Origin of the sequence: Brevibacillus agri, assembly GCF_004117055.1 — a bacterium.
In the GTDB taxonomy this organism is placed as follows: domain Bacteria; phylum Bacillota; class Bacilli; order Brevibacillales; family Brevibacillaceae; genus Brevibacillus; species Brevibacillus agri.
In genome coordinates this window covers 3,961,305-3,987,719 of sequence record NZ_CP026363.1, presented here as the reverse complement: position 1 = coordinate 3,987,719, position 26,415 = coordinate 3,961,305, and the positions used below count along the sequence as shown (strand labels likewise).

Below are 26,415 nucleotides of genomic sequence, written 5' to 3'. Positions count from 1 at the left end.
GGATTTTCATGGAGGGCTTGACTCAGTTTTTACCGATTATCATCATGTTTGCGATTTTCTACTTCTTGCTGATTCGTCCGCAACAGAAGAAAGCCAAACAGCGCAACGCCATGCTTGCAGCTCTGAAAAAGGGCGACAAAATCGTCACCATCGGCGGCATGCACGGTACGATTCAGGAATTGAACGACGACTCGGTGACGCTGCGCATCGCGCACAACGTCAACGTTACGTTTGATCGCGGCGCGATCAACAGCGTTGTTTCTACAAGCAACGAGCCAGCGAAAAGCGAGCCGGCAAAAGCGGAAGCGGAAAAAGAAGAGTCCAAATAAAGCAAAACAAAAGCAGGTGGGAGTTCCCGCCTGCTTTTGTTTTGCTTTTTGCCTGCCAAGCTTTTTACCGTCTCGGCTTGAAGCCTTTGGGCTTGTTGCTGGAGTTGGCCGAATTGACTCCGAGAATCCCTCCCAGCGCGGCAATGCCGAACGCGCCGAGCAAAAAGAGGAGCGTTCCCCACTGCATCGGGGCATCGAAGCCAAGAAAGCCGATCAAAAGAATCAGAAGAAAATAGGAGAACCCGGTCAAGCCTCCGTAGTACCAGCCTTTGCCGCCGCAGCGCTTTCCGGTGACGAAACCGCCGACGAGCAAGGCAATCGCGTTGATGATGTACGTAAAATAAGGCAGAGAGCCTTCGCGCATGCTGGTAAAGCTAAGAAGCAAGGTAGCGAGCAATGCCCCAAACAAGACAAGTCCTGTCGTGTACAAAAGTCCTGTCAGCACAGAGGTGGACGCACTCCGCACGGTATTTACCCCCTCACTGGTCACTGTTTGTACCATCTATATGAAAGGCCTGGCCGCTGTATTCATCTTCGCGTTGAACATTGGGAGGAATTTTCGTATGATGGATGGGGAACGAGACGGGGGTGAGGAAGAATGATTAAAACGTACTTTTACAACCATTCAGAGCAGAAAATGTTTCACGATGTTGATTTGTCCACAAAAGATCAATGGCTGAAATCTCCCGAGGACTTGCTCTGGATCGACCTGTATGATGTGGGGAACAACGAGTTGCCCTATATTGCCAAAATCTTCGACTTTCACCCGCTGGCCATCGAGGACTGCCTGCACGTCAGTCCGCGGGCCAAGGTAGACAAGTACGACGATTATTATTTCTTCGTTTTTCACGCCCTGCGTTACAATGAAGAAAGCGACGACGAGATTACCACGGTAGAACTGAACGTTTTTCTCGGCCCCAACTACATCGTTACGATTCACAAATCGCCGATGAACACGATAGGCCGGATCGCTGCCATGTGTCACCGCAACAATTCCTATCTGAACCGGGGGCCTGATTACTTGCTCTATGCGATCGTAGACGGGATTACCGATGAGTATTTCCCGATTATCGACCGGATCAGCGTGCGGATTGACGAACTGGAGGACGAGATTTACGAGCATCAGATGGAGGAAATTACGGAAGAGTTCCTGGCGCTGAAGCGGACGATTATTTTGATTAGGCGTGTCATCATGCCGCAAAAACGAATCTTCGCCAACGTGAATGGCCGCTTCTCTTTCGACATTTCCGAGGAAAACGTTCCGTTCTACAGCGACTTGACCGACCACCTGGAGCGCATCTCGGACTCAACCGAGACGTTCCGCGACCTGGTGAACGGTGCACTCGACACGTACTACACGATCATCAGCGCGAAGACGACGGAAACGATGCGTGTTCTCACAATTATTTCCACGATCATCCTGCCGCTTACATTCATTACCGGCTTGTTCGGGATGAACACGTTCGGCTGGCTGGGCGAACAGGCAGAGCCTTACATGCTGATCGTCGCACTCGTCATCATGCTGGCGATGACCTTTTTCATGCTGCACATCTTCCGCAAACGAAAGTGGTTGTAATTGGAGCTAATAGTTGCAAGCCCCCTGCCGAACACTACTAGCAAATGTTCGTTAGGGGGCAGCGGGAAGTGGAAGATATTTCAACAATCATATTGCGCACCCTTTTCTCGTATTTTTTCCTCCTGATCTTGCTCCGCGTCATGGGCAAGCGAGAACTGGGAAAGTTGTCCGTTTTTGATGTCGTGATCTCTATCATGCTGGCGGAAATGGCGGCACTGGCTATCGAAGACGTGGAAAAGCCCGGACTTCGGTTTTATTTGCCGATGCTGCTGATTGCTCTGATGGAAGTCGGAATGGCGTACCTTTCACTCAAAAGCAAAAAGTTTCGCGATGTTGTCGACGGCTCCGCCGATATGATTATCGAAAACGGGGAAATTCGCGAGCAAGCGATGCGCCGAAATCGGCTGAATATGGATGACCTGCTGGTTCACCTGCGGCAAAAAAACGTCAAAAACATCGCAGACGTCGAGTTTGCGCTGATAGAGCCGACAGGGCAGATGAGCATCTTTTTGAAGCAGGAAAAAGAACATCTTACGCGTGAAGATGTGGGACTGCCTGACGAAAAGCCGGTAAGTCCTGTTTCTTATAAAGGTCTGCCGATTCCGTTGATTCTCGACGGCAAGGTCAGGCAGGAGGCTTTGCAAAAAATCGGGCAAAATCAGTTGTGGCTGAAGCGGGAAATCCGCAAGTACGGGATCAAGGACATTCGCGAAGTGTCCTTTTGCAGCATTGACGAGCGTGGCATCATCTACCTCGACAAAAAAGACAAGCCGCTACACTAGGTGTTAGCGGCGGGGGAAGAACACGGCGAGCTGCTCGCCGATCCACGGAATGAGGCGGACGTCCTGCTTGCCCAGGACGCGCATCGCCACGAGCAGCACTACGTACAGCAAGGTGCTGATGCAGGTGCTGGCGAGAAGCAGCTTGCCTGTCGAGGAATGCAGGAACCAGTGATCCGCCATGTACGAGCCGAGGTAACCCATGGCCAGCATGGCGATCCCTATTTTTCCGAACTCCCATACGTCGATGACAAAGCCGATTTTTTTGATGAGACTGGCAAAATGAAGCAGCGTCCCCAACGTGATGCCGATGTTGGTGGCGATTACCGCGCCGTGGATGCCGAAAGCGGGCTGGGCGGTAAACATGAACATAGCCCCTGTCTTGATGATGGCGCTAAGCAGCGTATTGCGAAAGACGACCTGGGCGTAGTCGAGACCTTGCAAGGCAGCAGCCAGCGGCGCCTGGAAAAACAGAAAGACGGAAAAGGGAGCAAGCTCCTTCAACAGCACGCCGACCTCACGATATTCGCTGCCGTAGAGCAGCACGCACAACGGCTCGGCAAAAATAGTTAGCAGGACGGTACAAGGTGCTCCGATTACGAGTGTGATGCGCATCGCTTGGTAGATGCGCCGATGCACGAGAGGAGCATTTTTTTGATAGGCAGCCTCGGCGACGGCAGGAACGAGCGAAACGGACAAGGAATAGGTTAAAAAAGTGGGAAAAAGCAGCAGCGGGACCGCCATCCCGGCAAATTGCCCGTACAGCCCGGTTGCGGCTGCCGTCGTGTAGCCTGCGATGACGAGTGCGAGCGGAACGAGCATCGGCTCCAGGACGTAGGCGATGGAACCGATGATGCGGCTCAGCGTGACGGGCAGGGCGACGTGGATCAGTTGGGACAAGTTCGCCTTGCTTCTGGAAACTGCTTTGCGAAACGGCGTTTCCAGAAGCTGGGCGGCCGCTTTTTTGCTTCCTTTTCGGTATTGCCAGAGAATGTAGAGGAGTCCGGCGGCTTCCCCGAAAATAATGCTGGCGACCGCACCGGCCGTGGCGTACTCGATCCCTGCCGCCAAAAACGACATCGTCATGACGACGACCAGCGCCATGCGGGCTACTTGCTCCAGCAGTTGGGAGACGGCTGTCGGAATCATGTTTTGCTTGCCCTGGAAGTACCCGCGCAGCACGAGGGAAATACTGGAGATCGGAATAACGGGGATGGCGGCGAGCATGACGATATGGGCGCGAGGGTCAGTGAACAGGGCACCCGCAATCCAGTGGGAAAACAACAGGAGCAGCGTGCAGATGAACAGGCTGATGCCGCCGGCCACCGACAAGGCCAACAGCAGGTAGCGCCGGGTCAGCCGCGGATTGTTCGCCGCTTCCGTCTCTGCCACTTGCTTGGCGATGGCAACAGGCAGGCCGAACGTCGTCACCGTAATCAGAAAGTACAACAGGGGCACGACCATTTGATACAGCCCCATTCCTTCCGCTCCGATGATGCGTGAAAGCACGATCCTGTGAGCAAAGCCAAACACTTTGGTGATGCCGCCAGCAATGATGAGGATAACCGTTCCGTAAAAGAATGACTGTCTCATGGAAGGCTCCTTTGCAACGAAAAATTCACTCAGTAAAGAATATGGACGTGCCGCTGTCGGCATGACTACTTTGAGGGGGAAACGGAGATGGACCAAGCGCAAAAACAGGAATGGTATGGGCGAGTAGCAAGTCTTTGCCAGAGCAAGGCCGAGGAATTTGCCATGCTGGGTTATGAAAATGTGGAGGCTACGGACGTGTGGGAATGCGTCACGAACGGGTACAAGGAATTCCCCCCGATGCACCGTCTCGTCAACGATATTCTGTCTCTCAAGCCGAACAAATACATGAACTATCTCATGATTCAAATGTATAAAAATTCTTAGTGAAACTTCCTGTCTCTACATTCGTATAAGTAGCATGCTCATTGTAGATAAGGGGTTGGTTACCATGGTTCGCTCTTCCAGCAATAATTGACACGTTTTTTCATACTTCGCTATAATGGGCATATTGGTTTCTCGCCTTGGCGCGGGACCCTGTTTATGAAAGAGGGGTATCACAACGATGATAAAATGGGGAAGATTTCTCCTGTTCCTGGTTGTTGTCGGCCTTTTGGCGACACTTGTGTCAACTACGACCAAACAGGTGGCAGGAAACATCACTCTCGGTCTGGACCTGCAGGGCGGGTTTGAGATTTTGTACGAGGTTGAGCCTCTTGAGGCTGGACACAAGGTTGATATCGAGCTGTTGAAATCAACCGCACACATGATTGAGAAACGGATTAACATCGGTGGCGTGGCAGAGCCTGTGATCTCAACCGAGCTGCCAAACCGGATTCGCGTGCAAATCGCTTCGCAATCCGCCGATCAGGACAAGCTGCGCGAGCTGATCGGCAAACCGGCTGTACTGACGTTCCGCGACGAGTCGGGCAAGATCATCCTGCAAGGTAGCGACCTGGCGCCAAACGGGGCAGCGGTCGGCTACGATGACTTGAGACGCCCGTTGGTAACCTTGAAATTTTCCGACGCGAAAAAAGTAGAGGAAGTTACCCGCGCGAACCTGTACAAGCGCATGGCGATTTATTTGGATGAAAACATGCAAACAAATCCTACCATTCAAGCTGTGATTACAAACGGAAGCGCTCAAATCACAGGAGACTATACCCAAGAGACTGCACAGGAACTGGCTGACCTGCTCAATTCCGGTGCGATGCCTGCGAAGCTGACAGAGAAACAAGTGACATCGGTAGGGGCTTCCCTCGGTGCGCTGGCTCTGGAGAAAACGCTCTATGCCGGCTACATCGGGGCTGCCTTGATCTTCGTGTTCATGCTGCTCGTCTACCGCATGCCAGGGATGATTGCCAATATTACGCTGGCCGGGTTTACTTATTTTTGTATGGTCGTACTCGACTGGATGGATGCTACCCTGACGCTGCCTGGTATCGCCGGTTTTATTTTGGCAGTAGGGATGGCGGTCGATGCGAACATCATTACGTATGAGCGTATCCAAGAAGAAATTCGCTCGGGCAAAACGATTTTGTCGGCATTCCGTGCCGGTGAGCGCCGTTCCTTGATTACGATTATCGACGCGCACGTGACGACGTTGATTGCGACAGGCGTGTTGTTCTACTTCGGGACAAGCTCCGTGCAAGGTTTTGCTGTCGTACTGGCAATGACAATCATCGTGAGTGTGATTACCAACGTGTTTGGGTCTCGCTTCCTCCTCTGGCTGGTGGTCCGTTCCAACATGTTTAAAAAGCCGTTCTGGTTCGGGGTAAAGGAGAGTGAGATCGGTGAGCTTTGATCGTGAACACACTGTCGTTCGATTTGACATCGTAAAGAATCGCCGGAAGTTTTTCATTTTCTCTTCCGCGATTATCGTCATCGGTTTTTTGTTTATGCTGTTCCAGGGGCTGCACCTTGGCGTTGACTTCAAGGCGGGGACCCGTCTGGACATTTACGTAGGAAAAGAGTTCAACCCGACTGACGTCGAAGCGGTGTTGAAGCAGGAGATTCCGGACGTATCCTTTTCCAAGGTGACGCCGTACGGAACGAATCAGGCGTACACCCGCTTCGATCAAACGATTTCCTCTGACACACTGATGAAGGTAGAAGAGGCGTTGAAGAAAAAATTCGGCGATCAGGTAACGAAGCAAGTATCGTCCGTTGACCCGAGTATCGCCCAGGAAATGGTGAAAAAGGCAGCGATTGCGGTAGCGATTGCCTCGCTCGGGATCGTCGTTTACATCGCGATTCGCTTCCAGTTGCTGTTCGGGATTGCCTGCGTCGTCGGGCTTTTGCATGACGTGATTATTCCGATCGCGCTGTTCTCCGTGTTCGATCTGGAGGTAGACATTACCTTCATCGCCGCGCTGTTGACGATTCTCGGTTACTCGATCAACGACAAAATCGTTATTTTTGACCGTATCCGGGAGAACTTGCGCACCATGAAGTCCAAAACGATTCCGGATTTGGAGCATCTGGTGAACGTGTCTCTCTGGCAAACGATGCGCCGTTCCGTCTACACCGTAGCGACCGTGTTCTTTACCGCTCTTGCTATCGCGGTACTCGGCAGCGAAAGCATTCGCAACTTCTCGCTGGCGCTTTTGTTCGGTCTGGTGAGCGGTACGTACTCCTCGATCTTTATTGCTGCTCAAGTTTGGGTAAACTTGAAGGAGCGGAATATGAGAAAGAAAAAAGAAGCGTAATCCATTTGCTTCAACAAAAGCTTTCGCAACGTAGACCGCAGGGATTTTTCCCTGCGGTTTTCTACTCTTACACAAAAAAGCGTGCGGATGGAGGAGGAGATAGCGATGGGTGATGATCGGCTGGCAAAAGCCCAGTTTGGCGCGTGGGTAGGCATTGTGGGCAATCTCGCGCTGGCAGGAGTGAAGCTCGCGATCGGGCTTGCGGCAAAATCGCAGGCGCTGATCGCAGACTCCGTCCACTCGGCGTCCGATGTTGTCGGATCGGTGGCTGTTCTGATCGGTCTGCGAGCGGCAGAGCGTCCGCCTGACGCCGATCATCCGTATGGACACGGGAAAGCGGAGTCGATCGCAGCGATTATCGTCTCGGTGTTGCTGGCGATTGTCGGCTTTGAAATTGCGATGTCGTCGCTCAAGGCGTTTTTCGCTCCGCTGGAAGCTCCCGGCTTGCTGGCTGTCTGGGCCGCCATCGGCTCGATGATCGTCAAGGAGTGGATGTTCCGCTACAAGTACAAGCTCGGCAAAAAGCTGAACAGCCAGTCGCTGATTGCCAACGCCTGGGAGCATCGCTCGGACGTCTATTCGTCTTTTGCGGCGCTGGTGGGAATCGGCGGCGCGATTGCCGGGGAGTGGCTGGGAGTAGCGTGGATGCTGTACCTGGACCCGGCTGCCGGAATTTTCGTTTCTGCCCTCGTGCTGAAGATGGCGTACAGCATCATGATGGAATCCATTCACAGCACGCTCGACCACGTTTTGCACGAAGAGGATACGCAAAAGCTACGCCAGGCGATCGAACAGGTCGAAGGCGTGCTGCGGATTGATTCGTTGCGAGCGAGAGAGCACGGGCACTACCAGATTGTCGATGTAAAAATCAGCGTAGACCCGTCGATTACTGTGCTTGCGGGGCATCAAATCGGCAAGCGTGTCAAGCATACGCTGCTGGAAACATTCGCAGAAGTCCGCGACGTTTTTGTCCATGTCAACCCATACGATCCCGCTCCCCGGCAAAAACCGTAAAAACGCCATGTTTTATGCAGTTGTCAGTCTCCCGCTCCATCCTCTATAATGAATGAGGATTGGAGGAGAGCCTATGCTGAAAGCGAAAACACGCTGGAAACTGGCCACCTACGATGAACAGATTGCGGCCAGTATAGCTGAGGAGTGCCAGCTAACTCCGCTCGTGTCCAAGCTGCTGGTGATTCGCGGCATCGACACAGCGCAGAAGGCCCGTGATTTTTTGCAAGCTGGCCCGGAATTGTTTCATGACCCTTTTTTGCTGGATGGAATGGAACAGAGCGTGCATCGCATTCAACAAGCCATAGAGAGGCAAGAGCCGATCTGCATTTACGGCGACTATGACGCGGACGGGGTCAGTTCCACATCGTTAATGGTACATCTGCTGCGCCAACTCGGCGCTGTTTTTGACTACTACATTCCCAACCGTTTTACCGAAGGGTATGGGTTACATAAAGACGCCTTGGCGCATCTGCATAAAAGCGGTTACAAGCTGATTATTACCGTCGACACAGGAATCAGTGCAGTAGAGCAGGTAGCGTATGCCACACAGTTAGGTCTTGACGTCATTGTAACCGACCACCACGAACCTCCGGCTGTCATCCCGGAGGCATTTGCTGTGATTAACCCGAAAAAGCCGGGCTGTACGTACCCGTTTGACATGCTCGCGGGAGTCGGGGTCGCCTTCAAGCTGGGGCATGCCTTGCTGAAGGAGCCTCCTTTGCACTTGGCCGACCTGGCTGCACTCGGGACGATCGCCGACTTGGTGCCATTGGTCGATGAAAACCGGATTCTCGCCAGGGTAGGACTGAAGCGGCTGAACCAGACGCGCAATATCGGCTTGCAGGCGCTCATCCGCGTGTGCGGGCTGGCTGACAGCGAGCTGTCGGCAGGCCATGTCGGATTTGCCCTCGGACCGCGGCTGAATGCGAGCGGACGGCTGGAGACGGCAGAGTCCGCCGTCAAGCTGCTGACGACCGAGGATCAGGCCGAAGCCGAGCAGTGTGCGCAAGCTTTGGACGACCTGAATCGCGAGCGCCAGGAACTGGTGGCGGCGATGACGGAAGAAGCCGTACAGATGGTGAGAGAGCTGTACCCACCGGAAGAAAACAACGTCCTCGTGCTGGCCAAGGAAGGCTGGAACGTCGGCGTCGTGGGAATTGTGGCGTCTCGGCTGGTCGAGCTGTTTTACCGTCCGACCATCGTGCTCGGCATCGACCCGGAAAAAGGCACGGCCAAAGGCTCGGCGCGAAGCATTGCCGGCTTTGACATGTACGAAGGGCTGACCGCGTGCAAGGAATGGCTCCCGCATTTTGGCGGACATACCATGGCGGCAGGGATGACCTTGCCTGTGGAAAATCTCGACCTGCTGCGCAACAGGCTGAACGAACTGGCAGGCCAGTGGCTGACGAAAGAAGACTTTATCCCGCTGACCAAGGTCGATGTGGCGATGAGCATGGAAGAGATCAGCCTGGAGGCAGCGGAGCAGTTGGAGCGGCTAGCTCCGTACGGAATGGGCAACCCGACTCCGCTCGTCATGCTGGAGGAAGTGGAAACCCAGGGAATGCGCACGATCGGGCGCGACGACAATCATTTGAAATGCACACTCGTCAGGTCAGGCCAAGCGTTGGATGCCATCGGCTTCAACTGGGCGCACGTGACGAAAAAGGTGACCCCGAAAGCGCGCTTTCAGGTGCTGGGCGAGCTGTCGGTCAATGAATGGAACGGCAACCGCAAGCCACAGTTGACCATTCGCGATTTGTCGGTCAATCACCAGCAAGTTTTTGATTGGCGGGGAAGTCGTGATAAAGTAGAAAAATGGAAGCAGCTTGCAGCGGAGTCAGAAACGGTGACGATCGTATTTCGCACGGAAAGCTACGAGCAGTTGGCGCAGAAGACGGCAGAAGCGCAGTTGTCGTCGCTGCTGTTGCTCGGGCCATCCGCAAAGCTCGAACACGAAGGGCCGAAGCAGACGATCATCCTCTACGATCTACCCAAGCGCCGGGCGGATTTGCATGCGATCAGTGCCATGCTGCAACAGGCCGAGCGCATCTACTGCCTGTTCGGCGACCCGGATTTGGGGATGGAGCGGCTTTCCTGTCCGAGCCGGGAGCACTTCAAGCAATTGTACCAGTTTTTTGTGCAGGTGCCAGTTGTCAAGCGCATTCATCTCGACGCGCTGGCCCGCAAGCTGCAATGGAAAAGGAACTTGCTGGACGGGATGCTCGCCATTTTTGTCGAGCTGCAGTTTGTCAGCGAGGACGCAGAACAGTACCGCTTGCAGCAGACGGTAGAGAAAAGGCCGCTGGAAAGCTCGGTTATTTATTCGGAGTGGAAGGAAGAGGCACAGCTTGCCACGGATTTGCTGCTTTCTTCTTCGGAATCATTGATTCAAACGTTTCAACAGTTGGTGACACCTGTCACCGTATAGGAGGAATTTTTCATGGATTACAAACAATACATTCGCGTCATTCCGGACTTCCCGCAACCGGGGATTCGTTTCAAAGATATCACCACGCTGCTGAAAGACGGCTCCGCCTACCGCGCTGCGATTCAGGATCTCGCTGAATTCGCCCGCGAAGTGCAGGCAGACGTCATCGCAGGTCCGGAAGCACGCGGGTTTGTTGTGGGGGCTCCTCTGTCTTACGAGCTCGGAATCGGCTTTGTGCCGATCCGCAAATCCGGCAAGCTGCCTTACGAGTCGATCAAAGCGGACTACGACCTTGAGTACGGCAAAGACGCGCTCGCGGTACACGTAGATGCGGTTACGCCTGGGCAACGCGTTCTGATTGCAGACGACCTGTTGGCAACCGGGGGAACGATCGAAACGACGATCAACCTGATTGAACAGTTGGGCGGAAAAGTGGTAGGCGCTGCTTTCTTCATCGAGCTGTCCTACCTGGAAGGCCGCAAAAAAATCGGCGACGTGCCGATCAAATCTTTGGTGCAATATTAATTGAACCATCAACGAAAAACGGGCTATATGCCCGTTTTTTTCTTTTTTCCGCGCCCTGTTCATACTTTACAGGGGAAACAGCTTTACAATACGAACGACATAAAAGATAATAGTATGAAATAGACATGACGTTTTTTTTCATCCAGACAAACGATCGATTATTCGAGCCTGCTTCTACGCAACAACTTCAACCTTTAAAGGCTTTTTTTTATCCGCAACGAAGCCTTCGCCTGTGACATAAGGCTTGGCAAAGCCAAGTTTTCCAATGAGAGGATAAGGGAAGGGAACTATGATTACCGGCATTGATGAGGTAGTAAAAAAAGCAAGCACCTATTTATCACAATCGGATCTGGACCTGATTACTCGCGCCTATCAGTTGGCTGAAAAAGCCCATGAGGGGCAGATCAGAAAATCAGGTGTTCCGTACATCATGCACCCGATTGCCGTGGCAGGGATTCTCGCAAACCTGCACATGGACGCCGTGACGATTGCGGCCGGGTTTTTGCATGATGTGGTGGAAGACACCGACGTTACGCTTGACGATCTCCGGGAACAGTTCGGGCCTGATGTGGCTCTGCTGGTAGATGGGGTAACCAAGCTGGAAAAAATCAAATACAAGTCCAAGGAAGAGCAGCTTGCCGAAAATCACCGCAAGATGCTGGTCGCCATGGCCCAGGACATCCGTGTCATCATGATTAAGCTGGCAGACCGGCTGCACAACATGCGGACGCTGCGGCACATGTCCGAAGAAAAGCAGCGGGAAATTTCCGATGAAACGCTGGAAATTTTCGCGCCGCTTGCCCATCGCCTGGGGATTGCCTCCGTCAAATGGGAGCTGGAGGACACGGCGCTGCGCTATTTGAATCCGCAGCAGTATTACCGGATCGTCAACCTGATGCAAAAAAAGCGGGTGGAGCGAGAGGCTTACCTGAATGAAGCGTCGGACACGATCAGGGAGAAGCTGGGCGAGCTGAATATCGAGGCGGAAATATCGGGGCGTCCCAAGCACATATACAGCATCTTTAAAAAGATGACCAAGCAAAACAAGCAGTTCAACGAAATTTACGATCTGCTGGCGCTGCGCATTATCGTGAACGACATTCGCGATTGCTACGCGGTATTGGGAATCGTCCACACTTTGTGGAAGCCGATGCCTGGCCGCTTCAAGGACTACATCGCGATGCCCAAGACGAACATGTATCAATCGCTGCACACGACGGTGATCGGGCCAAAAGGCGAGCCGCTGGAAGTGCAAATTCGCACATGGGATATGCATCAGACGGCAGAAATCGGGATCGCGGCGCACTGGGCGTACAAGGAAGGCAAAAGTGTCGTGCAAGGCTCGTTTGCCGAGAAGCTGGGCAGCTTGCGCGAGATCATCGAAGGCGGCTCCGAGGAAGCGCCCAACGCCCAGGAGTTCATGGAAAGTCTCAAGCAGGACTTGTTCTCGGATACGGTCTTTGTCTTCACGCCAAAAGGCGATGTCGTGGAGCTGCCAAAAGGCTCCGTGCCGCTCGACTTTTCCTATCGCATTCACTCGGCGGTTGGAAACCGGACGATTGGGGCGAAAGTAAACGGCAAGATTGTCCCGCTCGACTACGCCATGAAAACGGGCGATATCGTCGAGATTCTCACCTCCAAGCATTCGTACGGGCCGAGCCAGGACTGGCTGAAAATGGCCAAGTCCGCCCATGCGCGCAACAAGATCAAGCAGTGGTTCAAAAAAGAAAAGCGGGAAGAAAACGTCGCCAAAGGCCAGCAAATGGTGGAAGCCGAGATCAAGTCGCGCAACTTCGACGTCAAGGAAGCGATGACGGAGACGAACCTGAAGGAAGCGGCGGCGCGCTTTAATTTTCAGGGGGCCGAGGACATGTTTGCGGCAGTCGGCTACGGCGGCATTAGCGCCTCGCAGATTGCCACAAGGCTGCTCGACAAGCTCCGCCGCGAGCGGGAAGAGCAAAATCCGGTCATCCCGGAAATCAAGCAAAATCCGGCCCACCGTGCGCAAAAGAGCGAATCCGGCGTCAAGGTGCGCGGCGTAGACAACCTGCTGGTGCGCATCTCGCGCTGTTGCACGCCGGTTCCAGGCGACCAGATCATCGGCTTTATTACCCGGGGACGCGGGGTGTCTGTGCACAGGAAGGACTGTCCGAACGTGCTGGCAGACGAGTGCTCGGAGCGTTTGATCGACGTCGAATGGGACACGGACCAGAAGCACAACTTCAACGTGGAAATCGAGATCACGGGCAACGACCGCAGCGGCCTTTTGAACGACGTGCTGCAAGTCGTAGCCGAGACGAAGACGAATATTGCCGCGGTCAGCGGCAAAGCAGATAAAAATCGGGTGGCGACGATCCATATGACCATCTCGATCAGCAATGTGGATCATCTCTTGAAGGTTGTGGAACGAATCAAGCGCATTAAAGATATTTATTCGGTTCGCCGCATTTTGAGCACCTGATCCTTTGTGGATCGGGTGTTCTTGTTTGGCGGCGAGCGGCTGCGATCAGCAGGGCAAGACGCGAAACGAAAGGAATGGATCGACGTGAGAGTAGTTGTGCAGAGAACGAAGGAAGCGAGTGTGACCGTTGCCGGCGAGGTGGTCGGGCAAATCGAGCACGGGCTGCTGTTGTTGGTAGGCATCACCCATGAGGACAGCGAAAAAGAGGTGGAGTTCGTCGCGGACAAAATCGCCCATTTGCGCATTTTCGAAGACGAAGAAGGCAAAATGAACGTTTCCGTGCTGGAGACGGGCGGGCAGATTTTGTCCGTGTCCCAGTTTACGCTGTACGGGGACTGTCGCAAGGGAAGGCGGCCAAACTTCATGGCGGCGGCTCGCCCGGAGCAGGCAGAACCGCTGTACGAGCTGTTCAATGCCAAGCTGCGGGAAAAAGGTCTGGTCGTGGAGACGGGGCGCTTTGGCGCGATGATGGACGTGCGTCTGCAGAACGACGGGCCAGTCACCTTGATTGTGGAAGCGTAACACAGAAACGACGTGGGGGGCGGGCAAATGGCGCGGGAAGCATTGGTAATCGGAGCGAGCGGGATGCTGGCAGAGGTGGCGCGCTGGCTCGCAAAAGAAGGCTGGCAAGTAACAGTGGTGGGACGAGATCGCCAAAAGCTCGAACAGGTAAGAAACGGGGCTTTGAACCCTGGCTCTGTTCATCTGCTCGCGCTCGATTACGGGCAGACGGAGACGCTGCGCGCCGCCATGGCAGAGCTGGTGGCGAGCCGAGGGCCGATGGAGCTGGTCGTGGCCTGGATTCATCAAACGGCGCCAGATGCGCTTGCGACCGTATTGGCAGAGCTGTCCCGCCCCAAGCAGCCGTTTCGGCTGTACCACGTCTGCGGCAGTCGCGCCTGGAAAAATCCTCCGGCTGTCCATGTGCCGACGACGTGCGCGTACCAGCGTGTCATTCTCGGCTTCGTGTGCGAAGGGGAAGATGCGCGCTGGCTGACCAACGCGGAAATTGCCAATGGCGTCATCCGGGCAATCGGGGAAAAAGCAGCGCAGACGATCGTCGGCCAGGTCGAGCCGTGGGAGAGGCGCCCAACCTACTGAACAAGCGAACAGGTGCAAGATCCAAACAAAAAACGGCTGCCGAGGCAACCGTTTTTTTGTTTGCGCGAAGGGCGACTCCCCAAAGATCAACCGCCCTGCGGGTGCAACGAGTTGAAATATTGGACAATCCCTTTGAACAGGCCCTCTGCCGCCAGATCCTGCTGCTTCTCCGAGCGGACGCGAATCTCGTCGTTGTAGTTGGAGAGGAACCCGATCTCGGCCAGGATGGAGGGAACGGAATTTTCCCGCAGGACGAAGTAGTCGCCGAAGCGGGACTGCAAGTCTTTGTAGTTCGTCGCCTTCACCAGCTCGTTTTGCACCAGCGAAGCGAGCTTGCTGGAATTGCCTTGATGGTAGAAAAACACGATGGAGCCGTTGGTCGCCGTGTTTGGATGCGTATTGTGGTGAATGCTGACAAAAATGTCGGCTTTGTTCTGCACGGCCACGTCCACGCGCTGCTGCAAGGTGAGTTTGCGGTCGTCCGCCCGCGTCATGATGACTTTGGCTCCGGCCGCTTCCAGCTTGTTGCGCAGGAGCAAGGAGACTTGCAGGTTGACGGTTTTCTCCAGGGTGGAAAAGCTGGAGCCGGTCGCGCCGTTGTCGTTTCCGCCGTGTCCGGGGTCGACGACGATCAGTTTTCCGGCGAGCGCCTGGCTGCGAATGACAGCAGGCGCTCCGCTCGCCGCTACGAGCCAGCCGGCCACATAGCCTGTCGTGCCATCGCTGAGCGTGACTTTGAACCAGTCGCCCTCTCTGTTTTCGATGCTGTATTTCTCGCCTGTCTGTACTTGCCGCAGCACGCTATGTTCGGTGCCGGGACCGGAGCGGACATTCGTATTGGCATTGATGATCGTGACGTATGGGCCGCTTGGCGTAGGCGTGTTTGCTCCCGAGACGGTGACGAGCCAGCCTGCTACCCAGCCCGTTTTTCCGGCAGAAGTTTGCACGCGGTACCAATCGCCTTGCTTTTCCAGCACCTTCAGCTTGCTGCCGATGGGCAGCGTGGCGAGAATCGCGCTGGACGTATTGGACTCGCTGCGCAAATTCAGCCCGTCTGTTTGCACCGTCGCTGTCTGCTCAGCGGGTGTGGCAGGCGTGCTCGGCTGAGCGGGCGTGCTCGTATTGCCTGCACCACCTGTATCTGTGCTTGGCGCCGTGGTGGTGTCTTGGGCAGGTGCGTTGCTGTTCGTGGAAATCCAGGCGTTCACCCCGTCGTAGGGGAACTGAATCCAGCCGTTTTGCTGCGTCAGCACGGTAATCGTCTCGCCCGCGTGCAGTTGTCCGATCGCCGGCGTGCTCGCATCCGGTGTAGGGTACACATAAGGGGCGAACTCCAGCGTCAGGCTGGCCCCCTGAACGGCGGACGGCTTCGGTATGACAGCGCCTCCGGCAGTGCTCGGCGGATTGCCGCCTGCCTGTCCGGTTGGCGGCGTTCCGGCTGTTCCAGCGCCTGGCGTGGAGCCTGTCGAGGCAGACGAGCTGTCTTTGACGAGCCAGGCGGCTACCCAGCCTGTTTTGCCGCCGCTGAGCTGAATCATGATCCAATCGCCGTTTTTTTGCACGATCGGGTAGCGCGTCCCGGGGTTGATCGTCTGGATGACCGGATGAGTCTGGCTGGGACCGGAGCGCACGTTGAGGTTGGTCGTCGTGCTCTCGACAGTCTTTGCCGCAGCGGGCGCGGGCTGCTGCTGTGCCGAGACGAGCCAGTTGGCTACCCAGCCGCTTTGCCCATTGGGCAGCTTGACCTGCACCCAGTCGTTTTTGGTGGAGATGACAGGCAGCACCGTCTTGTTCGGCAGTGTGGTGACGACGGCGTCCTGAAGGCTCGGGCCGGAGCGGACATTGAGCTTGTCCACGGTGACCTGAACAGAACCGGCAGCCCAGGCTGACGAAACGGGGAGGGAGATGGCGCAGACGATAGTCAGTAGCGACCTCACGATTTTTTGACGTACAGACACGGTAGACATCCTTTCCCAATAATTGAAATGCTAGAGTCGTCAAGGGACGTTTCTTTCATGTTTTTGCCAACACAATCACTTCGCGCCTGCTTCGGCTTTTTCCTGCAAGAAGCGACAAAGCTTTGCAAGTCCTTCCGTCGACTGCAATGTCTCGCAATAGGCCATACTAGGACAAAAGAGCACTATTGCACGCAGGAGGAGTAGATTGTGAGGCAGTCCAACAAGGAAACATTTGCGCAAGGCTTGAATCGACAATTTTTTTCCGTCGACTTTCATGACGATTTGGCCAAAGAATCGTCACGGCCAAATGTAGAAATGTCCCAAGATTTTTTTGTCGGCATGCGCGACCTGCAGCAGCCGCGTCAAAAAAGGAAGTAATCGCCTGAAGTGCCGCTCCTTGCTTTTGTTGACCGGGGGGAACTCCGTCAGCTATGATGAGGAGTGGCATTTTAAAAAAGCAGGTGAACGAACGATGATTCAAATAAAGTGCGAGGGACACGCCTTTGAGCGCGAACTCTCCTTGATTCTCGCCTTGTTTTACGAAGACCCCGCGCTCGCCTTCGTCTCTTCGTGGGAAGGCGACGCCGATATGCGAATAAAGCTGGCACTTGCTGTACAGGAAGAGGGAGTTGTAGCTTCGGGCGAGCTTTTCGCCGGAAACAGGCAGCTCGCCCATCAAGTCAAGCGCAATTACGTCTCGCGCGATGAAAAAGCGATGCGCAAAACGGCCAAGCAGGCGCTCTGCTACGCCCTGTTGCTGATGCTGGAAGAATATACCGGGATCGAGCAAGGCTGGGGCATCCTCACAGGCATTCGCCCGACCAAGCTGCTGCACCAGTTGAACGTGGCAGGTGTCGGACGCGAGGAAGCGCACCGGAAGCTCCAGCAGGATGTGATTTTGCGCCCGTACAAGCTGAAGCTCTTGCAAGCGATCGTCGACAAGCAGCTTCAGGTGGTACCCGACCTGTACCAGATCGACCGCGAGCTGTCCGTGTACATCGGCATTCCTTTCTGTCCGACGAAATGCGCGTACTGTACGTTTCCTGCCTATGCGATTCGCAGCCATACGGCTTCGGTCAATCCGTTCCTCGAAGGGCTGCACTACGAGATCGAGAAAATGGGCGAGTGGCTGACGAAAAACGACCAGCGCATCACCTCCATCTACTTTGGGGGCGGCACGCCGACGAGCATTACGGCAGAGGACATGAACCAGTTGTTTGAGACGATGCACCGCAGCTTTCCGCATATGGACGGGGTGCGCGAGCTGACCGTCGAAGCGGGCAGGCCGGATACGATTACCGCCGAAAAGCTCGACGTGATGAAGCGCTGGGAGGTGGACCGGATCAGCATCAATCCCCAGTCGTTCACGCAAGAGACGCTCCGCGCGATCGGCCGCCACCACACCGTCGAGGAGACGATTGAAAAGTACCATCTCGCTATGGAAATGGGCCTGACCAATATCAACATGGACCTGATTATCGGGCTGCCCAACGAGGGGGTGGCCGAGCTTGTGCACAGTCTCGAACAAGTGGAGAAGCTGATGCCAGCCTCGCTGACTGTGCATACCTTGTCGTTTAAACGAGCTTCCGAGATGACCCAGAACAAGGAGCGCTACAAGGTAGCCAGCCGCGACGAGATCAGCAGGATGATGGAGATGGCTTCCGCCTGGACAGCCGCGAACGGCTACGATCCGTATTATCTGTATCGCCAAAAAAACATTTTGGGTAACCTAGAGAATGTCGGCTATGCCAAGCCCGGTCAGGAAAGCATCTACAACATCATGATTATGGAAGAGGTGCAGACGATTCTCGGCCTTGGCTGCGGCGCCGTCTCCAAGCTGATGGCGCCGGGCAGCGGCAAGCTGAAGCGGTTTCCGAATCCGAAAGACCCGAAGACGTACAACGACACGTACAAGACGCTGGTGGACAACAAGCTGCGCGACCTGGACGAAATTTACGCCGGGGCGACAGGTAGAGAAAAAGAGGCGCACGCATAGGGCGTCTTGCCGCATAGCGTAGTAAAAAAAGTTTTATGGGGCGCCTGTTGACGCCCGCTGACTGGTTTGCTATGATTCACAATAAGCTTTTTGATACAACGATCTGATGACGGGAACAAGTATCCAATGAAACGGATAACCAGAGAGGAAGCGCCGTGGCTGAGAGTGCTTTCGTATCACGACTTGGTGAATGACATCCCCGAAGACCGCAGTGAACGGGCGAGGCATCGGCCTCGACTCCTCAGTAACTGGCAGGCGTCCGCCGGCGTTAACGGCTAATAAGTGGGATAGCCTTTTTACATAAGGCTGTTCAAACAGGGTGGCACCACGGGAGTATAACCAGTCTCTCGTCCCTGACATGTGGCGAATTGCTGAATGTCAGGAGGCGAGGGACTTTTTTATTTGTCAGCGAAAAAAGTTGTCTCATCCTGGAGGTTTGGCGTAGCCCGAGTTTTTCAAAAGACATGGAGGTTCGAGAGGAATGACGAGAATCCAGATTCCCCGCGGTACGCAGGATATTATGCCAGGTACCGTAGAGCTGTGGCACTACGTAGAAGCAAAAGCCCGCGAGCTGTGCCGCCGCTTTAACTACGCGGAGATTCGCACGCCGCTGTTCGAGAGCACGGAGCTGTTTCAGCGGGGCGTAGGCGAGACTACGGACATCGTGGAAAAAGAAATGTACAGCGTGGCCAACCCGCGCAGCAACGATGCGCTCACGCTGCGTCCGGAAGGGACGGCGGGCGTCGTTCGCTCCTACGTGGAAAACAAGCTGTACGGTTCGCCAAATCAGCCGACCAAGCTGTACTACCTGGGGCCGATGTTCCGGCACGAGCGTCCGCAGGCAGGGCGCTACCGCCAATTCGTGCAATTCGGGGCGGAAGCGATCGGTTCGAGCGATCCGGCGATTGACGCCGAGGTGATCGGGCTTGCCATTCGTCTGTACCAGGAGCTGGGACTGACAGGGCTGTCCGTCGAGCTGAACAGCGTCGGGACGGTAGAAGACCGGGCGCGCCACCGCGAGCACCTGCTGGCGCATCTGAACGGCGTGCGCTCCGAGCTGTGCGAGGATTGCCAATCCCGGATTGACCGCAATCCGCTGCGCGTGCTCGACTGCAAAAACGAAAAGTGCAAAACATTGACCAAAGACGCTCCATCCATTCTGGATTACTTGAGCGAAGAGTCGGCGGCTCACTTTGAAGCCGTGAAAGACTACCTGACTGCGCTCGACATTCCGTACCATGTCAACCCGCGTCTGGTTCGCGGACTGGACTACTACACACTGACCGCTTTTGAAATCAAGATGGCGGAAATCGGCGCGGTGGAAACGCTTTGCGGCGGCGGACGCTACAACGGTCTGGTCGCGGAGCTGGGCGGCGACGACATGCCGGGAATCGGCTTCGCGCTGAGTATCGAGCGCTTGCTGCTGGCCCTGGAAAAGCAGGGCGTGCAGTTGCCGATTACCGGCGGGATCGACTGCTTCGTCGTCGTGCAGACGCCGGAAGCGAAAAAAGGCGCGTTTATTCTCGTCGACCAACTGCGTCAGGCGGGCGTGGCCGCTGAGCTGGACTATCTCGACCGGAAAATGAAGGCGCAGCTCAAGCAAGCGGATCGGCTGTCTGCCCGTTTCACCGCGATCATCGGAGAGTCCGAGCTGGCAAACGGCACGGTTGTCCTGAAGGAAATGGCAACAGGCGAGCAGCAGGAGATCAAGCAGGACGAATTTATCTCTGTCCTGGCGGCAAAAGTACAACAAGCAAACTAACAAAACCAACAAACCAAAAGTGGGGGAAATCATCATGTCTTGGCAATATCGCACCGTACATTGCGGTGAAGTGACAACAGCACATGTAGGGCAGGAAATCGTACTGAACGGCTGGGTGCAAAAGCGCCGCGACCTCGGCGGGGTCATTTTCATCGACTTCCGCGACCGCACAGGGATCGTGCAAATCGTCTTCAATCCGGAGCACAACAAGGCAGCGTGGGAAGCCGCTGACAAAGTGCGCAGCGAGTACGTGCTGGTGGTAAAAGGAAACGTCGTGAACCGCGCGCCGGAAGCCGTCAATCCGAAGCTGAAAACGGGTGAAGTCGAAGTTCACATCTCCGAAATCCAAATTTTGAACGACGCCAAAACGCCTCCGTTCCAAATCGAGGACGGCATCGACGTCGATGAACAGGTTCGCCTGAAATACCGCTACCTCGACCTGCGCCGTCCGGAAATGCAGCGTTCCTTGATTCTGCGCAGCAAAGCGGCAAAAGCATTCCGCGACTACCTCGACGAGAACGGCTTCGTGGAAGTGGAGACGCCGATGCTGACCAAGAGCACGCCAGAGGGCGCGCGCGACTACCTCGTGCCATCCCGCGTGCATCCAGGCGAGTTTTACGCGCTGCCGCAATCGCCACAGTTGTTCAAGCAGCTTCTGATGGTATCCGGTCTGGAGCGCTATTACCAGATCGTGCGCTGCTTCCGCGACGAAGACTTGCGCGCTGACCGCCAGCCTGAGTTCACCCAGGTGGACATCGAGACGTCCTTCCTGTCGATGGAAGAAATTTTGCCGATGATGGAAAAAATGGTCGCGCACGTGTTCAAGCAAACGATCGGCGTGGACGTTCCGACGCCGTTCCCGCGCCTGACTTACGCGGAAGCGATGGCGCGCTACGGCTCCGACAAACCGGACGTGCGCTTCGGCATGGAACTGACAGACGTATCCGACCTGGTTGCGACAAGCGACTTCAAAGTTTTCGCAAGCGTTGTCGCTGGCGGCGGACAAGTAAAAGCGATCAACGCCAAAGGCTGCGGCCACTACTCCCGCAAAGAAGCGGATGACCTGCAAAAATTCGCGGCCCGCTACGGCGCGAAAGGTCTTGCGTACATGGGCTTCAAGGACGGCGAAGTAAAAGGCCCGATCGCCAAGTTCTTTAAAGAAGAAGAGATCAACGAACTGAAAAAACGCCTCGAAGTCGAAGAAGGCGACCTGCTTTTGTTCGTGGCCGACAAGCCAAAAGTCGTCGCGGACGCATTGGGCGCCTTGCGCTCCAAGCTCGGTGCGGAACTCGGCCTGATCGACCAGAGCAAGTTCGCGTTCCTGTGGGTCGTCGACTTCCCGCTGGTCGAGTGGGATGAGGAAGCAAAACGCTACGTGGCGCTGCACCATCCGTTCACTCGTCCAAAAGACGAAGACCTGCACCTGTTCGACACCGATCCGGGCCAAATCCGTGCGCAAGCGTACGACATGGTACTGAACGGCTACGAGCTGGGCGGCGGTTCCATGCGGATTTTCAAACGCGACGTGCAGGAAAAAATGTTCAAGGCACTCGGCTTCACACAAGAAGAAGCGCATGAACAATTCGGCTTCCTCCTGGATGCATTCGAGTACGGCACGCCTCCGCACGGCGGTATCGCGCTCGGCCTGGACCGTCTGATTATGCTGCTGGCTGGCCGCACCAACCTGCGCGAAGTCATCGCGTTCCCGAAAACGGCTAGCGCAAGCGACCTGATGGTCAATGCGCCAGATGTGGTAGCGCCAAAGCAACTGACAGAGCTGTCTATCGCCACGCTGGCAAAAGAAGAAGAAAAGGTAGAAGCGTAATCGACTTGCGCAACTGCATTGCTCTTTGATACATTGGTAATACTAGCTACAAGCCCTGCGATGTTCGTGACATCCGATAGTTTTGAGCCACAAAGTTTGTCTCGGGAGTTTTTCGTCCGCAATTGTAAAGGCATGCCTCCGTCGAGTGGACGTCTGCAACAGTTGGGCAAGACACCCACCTGCGATTAGCAGGTTCAAAACTAAGGAGCTACACGGCATAATGGGGCTCCTTTTTTCTTTGTGATTCCTACTTTTCCGATTGACTATCATTTTACTTGCGAATGAAAGGTGAAACCTACGATGCTTCATCAATTTTCCCGTTGCGAATTGGCCTTCGGTCCCGAAGGTTTGGAAAAAATGAAAAACAGCCGCGTCGCCGTTCTCGGTGTCGGCGGCGTCGGCTCCTTCACAGTGGAAGCGCTGGCCCGTACAGGTGTCGGCAAGCTTGTGCTCGTGGACAAGGATGTGGTTGACATCACCAACATCAACCGTCAAATTCACGCGACGCTCCACACGATCGGACAGAAAAAGGCAGAGCTGATGAAAGAGCGGATCGCCGCGATCAATCCGGAATGCGAAGTCGTGACGCTCAACATGTTTTACAACGAAGAGACGGCCGAGCAACTGTTTGCCCACGAGTTCGACTACATCGTGGACGCCATGGATACGATGTCGGCCAAGCTGCATCTGATCCAGGAAGCGAAGCGCCGCCATATTCCCATCATCTCCAGCATGGGGGCCGCCAACAAGATGGACCCGACCCGTTTTGAGGTCGCGGATATTTCCCAGACGAGCTATGACCCGATTGCCAAGGTCATTCGCCGCGAACTGCGCAAAAAAGGCATTTATAAAGGCGTCAAGGTGGTTTACTCCAGAGAGATTCCGGTGACCGTTCGCACAGATGTGCGGGAAAAAATCGTGTCCAACCCGAACTCCCCGATCAGCAAAGTGCGGCAGCCTCCAGCGAGCAACGCTTTTGTTCCATCCGTAGCTGGCCTGATTCTGGCCAGCGTCGTCGTGCGTGACCTGTTGGACTGGCAGCCCGTAAAAGGATAGGATAGCATGAACGATCTGTTTTCGTATGCCTATGACCAAGAAGGGGGCCGCAAGCAAAAGCCGCTCGCTGCGCGCATGCGGCCCAAGACGATTCAGGAAGTGATCGGCCAATCGCACATTTTGGCGCCGGGCAAGCTGCTGCGCCGGGCGATTGAAGCCGATCAAGTGTCGTCGCTCATTTTTTACGGTCCGCCCGGCACGGGAAAGACGACGCTGGCCAAAGTGATTGCCCGTACCACCCGGACGCATTTTTCCGAGCTGAACGCGGTCACGGCAGGGGTGGCGGACATCCGCAAAGTCGTGGACGCAGCGAAAGAGCGGCTCGTGATGGACAACCAGCGGACGACGCTGTTCGTCGACGAGATTCACCGCTTCAACAAGTCCCAGCAGGACGCGCTTCTTCCTTACGTGGAGGAAGGAACGATCATTTTGATTGGCGCCACGACGGAAAATCCGTATTTCGAGGTCAATCCGGCCTTGCTGTCGCGCTCGCAAGTGTTTGCCCTGCAGTCGCTGTCGCATGAGGAGCTGCAGCAGGTGATGGAGCGGGCGCTGAACGATGAAGTAAACGGATTGGCAGAACTGTCTGTCACCGTGACGAAGGAAGCGGCCGAACACTTGATCCAGTACGCGGAAGGAGACGCCAGACGGCTGTTGAACGCCTTGGAGCTGGCGGTGACGACGACGCCTCCTGGTCCGGACGGCGGCGTGACGGTGACCCTGGACGTGGCCGTCGAGTCCATCCAGCGGCGCGCTGTTCGCTACGACAAGAGCGGCGACAATCATTACGATACGATTTCGGCTTTTATCAAATCCATCCGCGGCTCTGACCCGGATGCCGCGTTATATTGGCTGGCGAGGATGATTGATGCGGGAGAAGATCCCCGTTTCATTTCGCGCCGACTGGTGATTTCGGCTTCCGAGGACATTGGAAATGCGGACCCGCAGGCGATCTCGGTTGCGGTGGCCTGCTTTCAGGCGGTAGAATTGGTGGGGATGCCCGAGGGACGAATCCCTCTGGCCCAGGCAACGACGTATTTGGCTACGGCTCCGAAAAGCAATGCTGCCTACAACGGAATCAACTCGGCGCTGGCCCGGATTCGGACGGACGGCCACAAGCAGGTTCCGATTCATTTGCGAGATTCGGCGTACAAGGGCGCAGCCAAGCTGGGACACGGTCAGGGATATTTGTACCCGCACGATTACCCGTATGGATATGTGCCCCAACAGTATCTGCCTGACGGTGTGAATTATTCGTTTTATCAGCCAAAGGATTTTGGCTATGAGCGGCATATCCGGCGCTTTCAGGAAGAGCGGCAAAAGCTGGATGCTCGCGGATTGCCGAAGAAAAACTCCCCCGAGTAAGAGGGGGAGCCAAACATCAGGTGCGGACGTCTCCGCCGGGTTTGTTCGGCAAATCGCCATTTTCATTCGGCTGTTTGCTCTGTTCGCTTGCCCCGTAGCGGGCTTTGTGGGCAATGGTGCCCGCAGGCTGGTCGTACAAGGTGTCGGACGGGTGGTTGCGTCCTCGTTCCGAGCGTTTGTTCGTTGCCATTTTAATTTCACCCCCCAAGATGCTAGTGTGTCCCAGGACGCCCAAGTCATGTAGGCTAAGGGAGTGGGTAAACACAAGAATAAGAGGAGAGTTGCTACGTGAAGATTTCTACGAAAGGACGCTACGGACTGACAATCATGATGGAGTTGGCCAACCGTGTAGGAGAGGGACCGACCTCCTTGCGCAGCATTGCCCAGAAGCACGAATTGTCCGAGCATTACTTGGAGCAGTTGATTGCGCCTTTGCGCAACGCAGGATTGGTAAAAAGTATTCGCGGAGCCTACGGCGGCTACGTTTTGGCAAAACAACCGGATGAAATCTCCGCAGGGGATGTCATTCGCGTACTGGAAGGGCCGATCAGCCCAGTTGAGTTTGCGGAGGAAGAGGACCCGGCGAAGCGCCATTTGTGGCTGCGCATTCGCGACAGCATTTCGGCGGTGCTCGATGCCACCTCGCTGCAAGATTTGATTAGCTATGAAGACGACGGGCATACCGATAACTATATGTTTTACATTTAAGCACGGCTACCAAGCCAGTAGAAGGTGACACAGTGTCTGACATGTTGTATTTTGACCACGCTGCTACGACTCCGGTGCATCCCCGCGTACTCGCGGCGATGACTCCGTACTTGACGCAAGTATTTGGCAACCCGTCCAGTGTCCACGCTGCCGGACGCGAGGCGCGCAAGGCACTGGAGCAAGCACGGGATGCGATCGCAAGCTTTATGGATGCCGATCCGCAATCGCTCATCTTTACCAGCGGCGGGACGGAAGCCGACAATATGGCGGTCATTGGCGGGGCGATGGCGCAGCGCGAACGAGGCCGTCACGTCATTACGACGCAAATCGAGCACCACGCCGTCCTGCACGCTTGCGAATATTTGGAGCAGGCAGGGTTTGAAGTGACGTATTTGCCTGTAGATAAGACAGGCTCTGTCCGGCTGGAAGATGTGAAGCAGGCTGTCCGACCGGATACCGTGCTCGTCTCGATCATGTACGGCAACAACGAGGTTGGAACGATTCAGCCGATTGAAGAAATCGGCGTTTTCCTGCAGGAAAAAGGCATTATTTTTCATACGGATGCCGTTCAGGCATTCGGCGTGCTGCCGATTCGCGCAAGACAGCTTCCTGTGGACATGCTCTCCGTGTCCGCGCACAAAATCAACGGTCCCAAAGGCGTAGGCGCCCTGTACCTCGGGCGCAAGGTGCCGGTTTCGCCGATCTTGCACGGCGGGTCGCAGGAACGCAAGCGCAGGGCAGGCACGGAAAATCTGGCGGGAATCGTCGGATTTGCCGAAGCGACAAAAGTAGCGACGGAGGAGATGGCAGACCGCGTTGCCAAATACGAGCAAATGAAGGCTGCCATGCGCGCGGTTTGGGAAGAGGCGGGAATCGCTTTCCACGTCAATGGACACCCGACAAACGTGCTGCCGCACATTCTCAATGTCAGCTTCCCGGGCGTACACACGGAAACGATGCTGATGAATCTCGATTTGGCGCGAATCGCAGCCGCCAGCGGCTCGGCGTGCACGTCAGGCTCCCTGGAGCTGTCGCACGTGCTCGTGGCGATGCAACTGGAAGACGAAATCGCCCGGTCCGCGATCCGCTTCAGCTTCGGCATTACGAACACCGTCGAGGAAGCAAGACAAGCCGCGCAGACAGTGGCGCAAATCGTCAATCGTCTCGTGCGCAGCAAGTAATGGAACACACGACAAACCAGCGAAAACCGCCCGGAAGCAGGAAAGTGCCTCCGAGCGGTTTTTTGTGCAACCAAAGCTTCGCCAATCGCCTGGCACAGCCAAGTTTTATTGGT

At 55.4% G+C, this 26,415-nt stretch carries 24 protein-coding genes and 1 other RNA gene; 21 read left to right on the top strand and 4 right to left on the bottom strand.

Going from position 1 to position 26,415, the window contains the following annotated elements:
• The first annotated feature begins 8 nt into the window (after positions 1-8).
• On the top strand, positions 9-329 hold the full coding sequence (gene yajC / locus BA6348_RS19625) for a preprotein translocase subunit YajC (RefSeq protein ID WP_005832425.1): 321 nt from the start codon (positions 9-11) through the stop codon (positions 327-329).
• A 64-nt stretch (positions 330-393) separates the two neighbouring features.
• On the opposite strand, the gene BA6348_RS19620 is transcribed toward yajC, so the two are convergent.
• Positions 394-795 carry a TIGR04086 family membrane protein gene (locus tag BA6348_RS19620; RefSeq protein ID WP_005832427.1) on the bottom strand — a complete coding sequence of 134 codons (402 nt, stop codon included), beginning with the start codon at positions 793-795 and terminating at the stop codon, positions 394-396.
• 132 nt (positions 796-927) lie between these two features.
• Here BA6348_RS19620 and corA point away from each other — a divergent pair, with 132 nt between their 5' ends.
• Positions 928-1,905 carry a magnesium/cobalt transporter CorA gene (corA, locus tag BA6348_RS19615; protein WP_005832428.1) on the top strand — a complete coding sequence of 326 codons (978 nt, stop codon included), beginning with the start codon at positions 928-930 and terminating at the stop codon, positions 1,903-1,905.
• A gap of 68 nt (positions 1,906-1,973) precedes the next feature.
• Positions 1,974-2,687, top strand: coding sequence for a DUF421 domain-containing protein (locus BA6348_RS19610; protein ID WP_122952975.1), 714 nt, complete (start codon positions 1,974-1,976; stop codon positions 2,685-2,687).
• A 3-nt stretch (positions 2,688-2,690) separates the two neighbouring features.
• Here the strand turns inward: BA6348_RS19610 and spoVB are convergent, their stop codons facing one another.
• Positions 2,691-4,277, bottom strand: coding sequence for a stage V sporulation protein B (gene spoVB, locus BA6348_RS19605; protein ID WP_005832431.1), 1,587 nt, complete (start codon positions 4,275-4,277; stop codon positions 2,691-2,693).
• An 87-nt stretch (positions 4,278-4,364) separates the two neighbouring features.
• On the opposite strand from spoVB, the gene BA6348_RS19600 reads away from it, so the two are divergent.
• The 9 genes from BA6348_RS19600 (at position 4,365) to BA6348_RS19560 (ending at position 14,451) form a co-directional block, all read left to right on the top strand.
• A complete protein-coding gene (locus BA6348_RS19600) occupies positions 4,365-4,601 on the top strand; it encodes a post-transcriptional regulator (RefSeq protein WP_005832434.1) in 237 nt (78 codons plus the stop codon).
• 178 nt (positions 4,602-4,779) lie between these two features.
• A complete protein-coding gene (gene secD / locus BA6348_RS19595; protein ID WP_005832436.1) occupies positions 4,780-6,018 on the top strand; it encodes a protein translocase subunit SecD in 1,239 nt (412 codons plus the stop codon).
• Positions 6,008-6,922 (top strand): protein translocase subunit SecF, encoded by a 915-nt coding sequence (gene secF, locus BA6348_RS19590; RefSeq protein ID WP_005832437.1) that lies wholly within the window; start codon positions 6,008-6,010, stop codon positions 6,920-6,922. Before secD ends, secF begins: the two co-directional genes overlap by 11 nt.
• A 105-nt stretch (positions 6,923-7,027) precedes the next feature.
• Positions 7,028-7,936: a cation diffusion facilitator family transporter gene (locus BA6348_RS19585; RefSeq protein ID WP_005832439.1), complete on the top strand. Its 909-nt coding sequence runs from the start codon at positions 7,028-7,030 to the stop codon at positions 7,934-7,936.
• A gap of 73 nt (positions 7,937-8,009) precedes the next feature.
• Positions 8,010-10,364, top strand: a complete 2,355-nt coding sequence (gene recJ, locus BA6348_RS19580; RefSeq protein WP_122952976.1) for a single-stranded-DNA-specific exonuclease RecJ — start codon at positions 8,010-8,012, stop codon at positions 10,362-10,364.
• A gap of 12 nt (positions 10,365-10,376) precedes the next feature.
• The gene (locus BA6348_RS19575; protein ID WP_005832442.1) at positions 10,377-10,889 is read left to right on the top strand and encodes an adenine phosphoribosyltransferase; all 513 of its coding nucleotides are present in this window, start codon (positions 10,377-10,379) and stop codon (positions 10,887-10,889) included.
• Positions 10,890-11,178: 289 nt separating this feature from the next.
• Complete coding sequence (locus tag BA6348_RS19570) at positions 11,179-13,350, top strand: RelA/SpoT family protein (protein WP_122952977.1); 2,172 nt, start codon at positions 11,179-11,181, stop codon at positions 13,348-13,350.
• Between the two features lie 84 nt (positions 13,351-13,434).
• Positions 13,435-13,872: a D-aminoacyl-tRNA deacylase gene (gene dtd, locus BA6348_RS19565; protein WP_005832446.1), complete on the top strand. Its 438-nt coding sequence runs from the start codon at positions 13,435-13,437 to the stop codon at positions 13,870-13,872.
• 27 nt (positions 13,873-13,899) lie between these two features.
• A complete protein-coding gene (locus BA6348_RS19560) occupies positions 13,900-14,451 on the top strand; it encodes a short-chain dehydrogenase (RefSeq protein WP_026558420.1) in 552 nt (183 codons plus the stop codon).
• Positions 14,452-14,537: 86 nt separating this feature from the next.
• On the opposite strand, the gene BA6348_RS19555 is transcribed toward BA6348_RS19560, so the two are convergent.
• A complete protein-coding gene (locus BA6348_RS19555) occupies positions 14,538-16,418 on the bottom strand; it encodes an N-acetylmuramoyl-L-alanine amidase family protein (protein WP_242507378.1) in 1,881 nt (626 codons plus the stop codon).
• A gap of 198 nt (positions 16,419-16,616) precedes the next feature.
• Here BA6348_RS19555 and BA6348_RS26850 point away from each other — a divergent pair, with 198 nt between their 5' ends.
• The 7 genes from BA6348_RS26850 to BA6348_RS19525 all read left to right on the top strand — a co-directional run bounded on the left by BA6348_RS26850 (position 16,617) and on the right by BA6348_RS19525 (position 24,413).
• The gene (locus BA6348_RS26850) at positions 16,617-16,787 is read left to right on the top strand and encodes a hypothetical protein (protein ID WP_005832458.1); all 171 of its coding nucleotides are present in this window, start codon (positions 16,617-16,619) and stop codon (positions 16,785-16,787) included.
• A gap of 94 nt (positions 16,788-16,881) precedes the next feature.
• Entirely contained in the window at positions 16,882-18,405 is a 1,524-nt protein-coding gene (locus BA6348_RS19550; protein ID WP_122952983.1) for a coproporphyrinogen III oxidase, read from the top strand.
• Positions 18,406-18,886: 481 nt separating this feature from the next.
• Positions 18,887-20,167: a histidine--tRNA ligase gene (gene hisS, locus BA6348_RS19545; protein WP_007782338.1), complete on the top strand. Its 1,281-nt coding sequence runs from the start codon at positions 18,887-18,889 to the stop codon at positions 20,165-20,167.
• Positions 20,168-20,201: 34 nt separating this feature from the next.
• On the top strand, positions 20,202-21,992 hold the full coding sequence (gene aspS / locus BA6348_RS19540; protein WP_007782334.1) for an aspartate--tRNA ligase: 1,791 nt from the start codon (positions 20,202-20,204) through the stop codon (positions 21,990-21,992).
• Between the two features lie 49 nt (positions 21,993-22,041).
• Positions 22,042-22,223: non-coding RNA, 6S RNA (ssrS, locus tag BA6348_RS19535), on the top strand.
• A 69-nt stretch (positions 22,224-22,292) separates the two neighbouring features.
• Entirely contained in the window at positions 22,293-23,048 is a 756-nt protein-coding gene (locus BA6348_RS19530) for a tRNA threonylcarbamoyladenosine dehydratase (RefSeq protein WP_005832465.1), read from the top strand.
• 6 nt (positions 23,049-23,054) lie between these two features.
• Complete coding sequence (locus BA6348_RS19525; protein ID WP_122952979.1) at positions 23,055-24,413, top strand: AAA family ATPase; 1,359 nt, start codon at positions 23,055-23,057, stop codon at positions 24,411-24,413.
• A 16-nt stretch (positions 24,414-24,429) separates the two neighbouring features.
• On the opposite strand, the gene BA6348_RS26845 is transcribed toward BA6348_RS19525, so the two are convergent.
• On the bottom strand, positions 24,430-24,603 hold the full coding sequence (locus BA6348_RS26845; protein WP_007782328.1) for a hypothetical protein: 174 nt from the start codon (positions 24,601-24,603) through the stop codon (positions 24,430-24,432).
• 98 nt (positions 24,604-24,701) lie between these two features.
• On the opposite strand from BA6348_RS26845, the gene cymR reads away from it, so the two are divergent.
• Entirely contained in the window at positions 24,702-25,121 is a 420-nt protein-coding gene (gene cymR / locus BA6348_RS19520; protein ID WP_005832467.1) for a cysteine metabolism transcriptional regulator CymR, read from the top strand.
• A gap of 32 nt (positions 25,122-25,153) precedes the next feature.
• Positions 25,154-26,302, top strand: a complete 1,149-nt coding sequence (locus tag BA6348_RS19515) for a cysteine desulfurase family protein (protein WP_007782325.1) — start codon at positions 25,154-25,156, stop codon at positions 26,300-26,302.
• Positions 26,303-26,415: the final 113 nt, after the last annotated feature.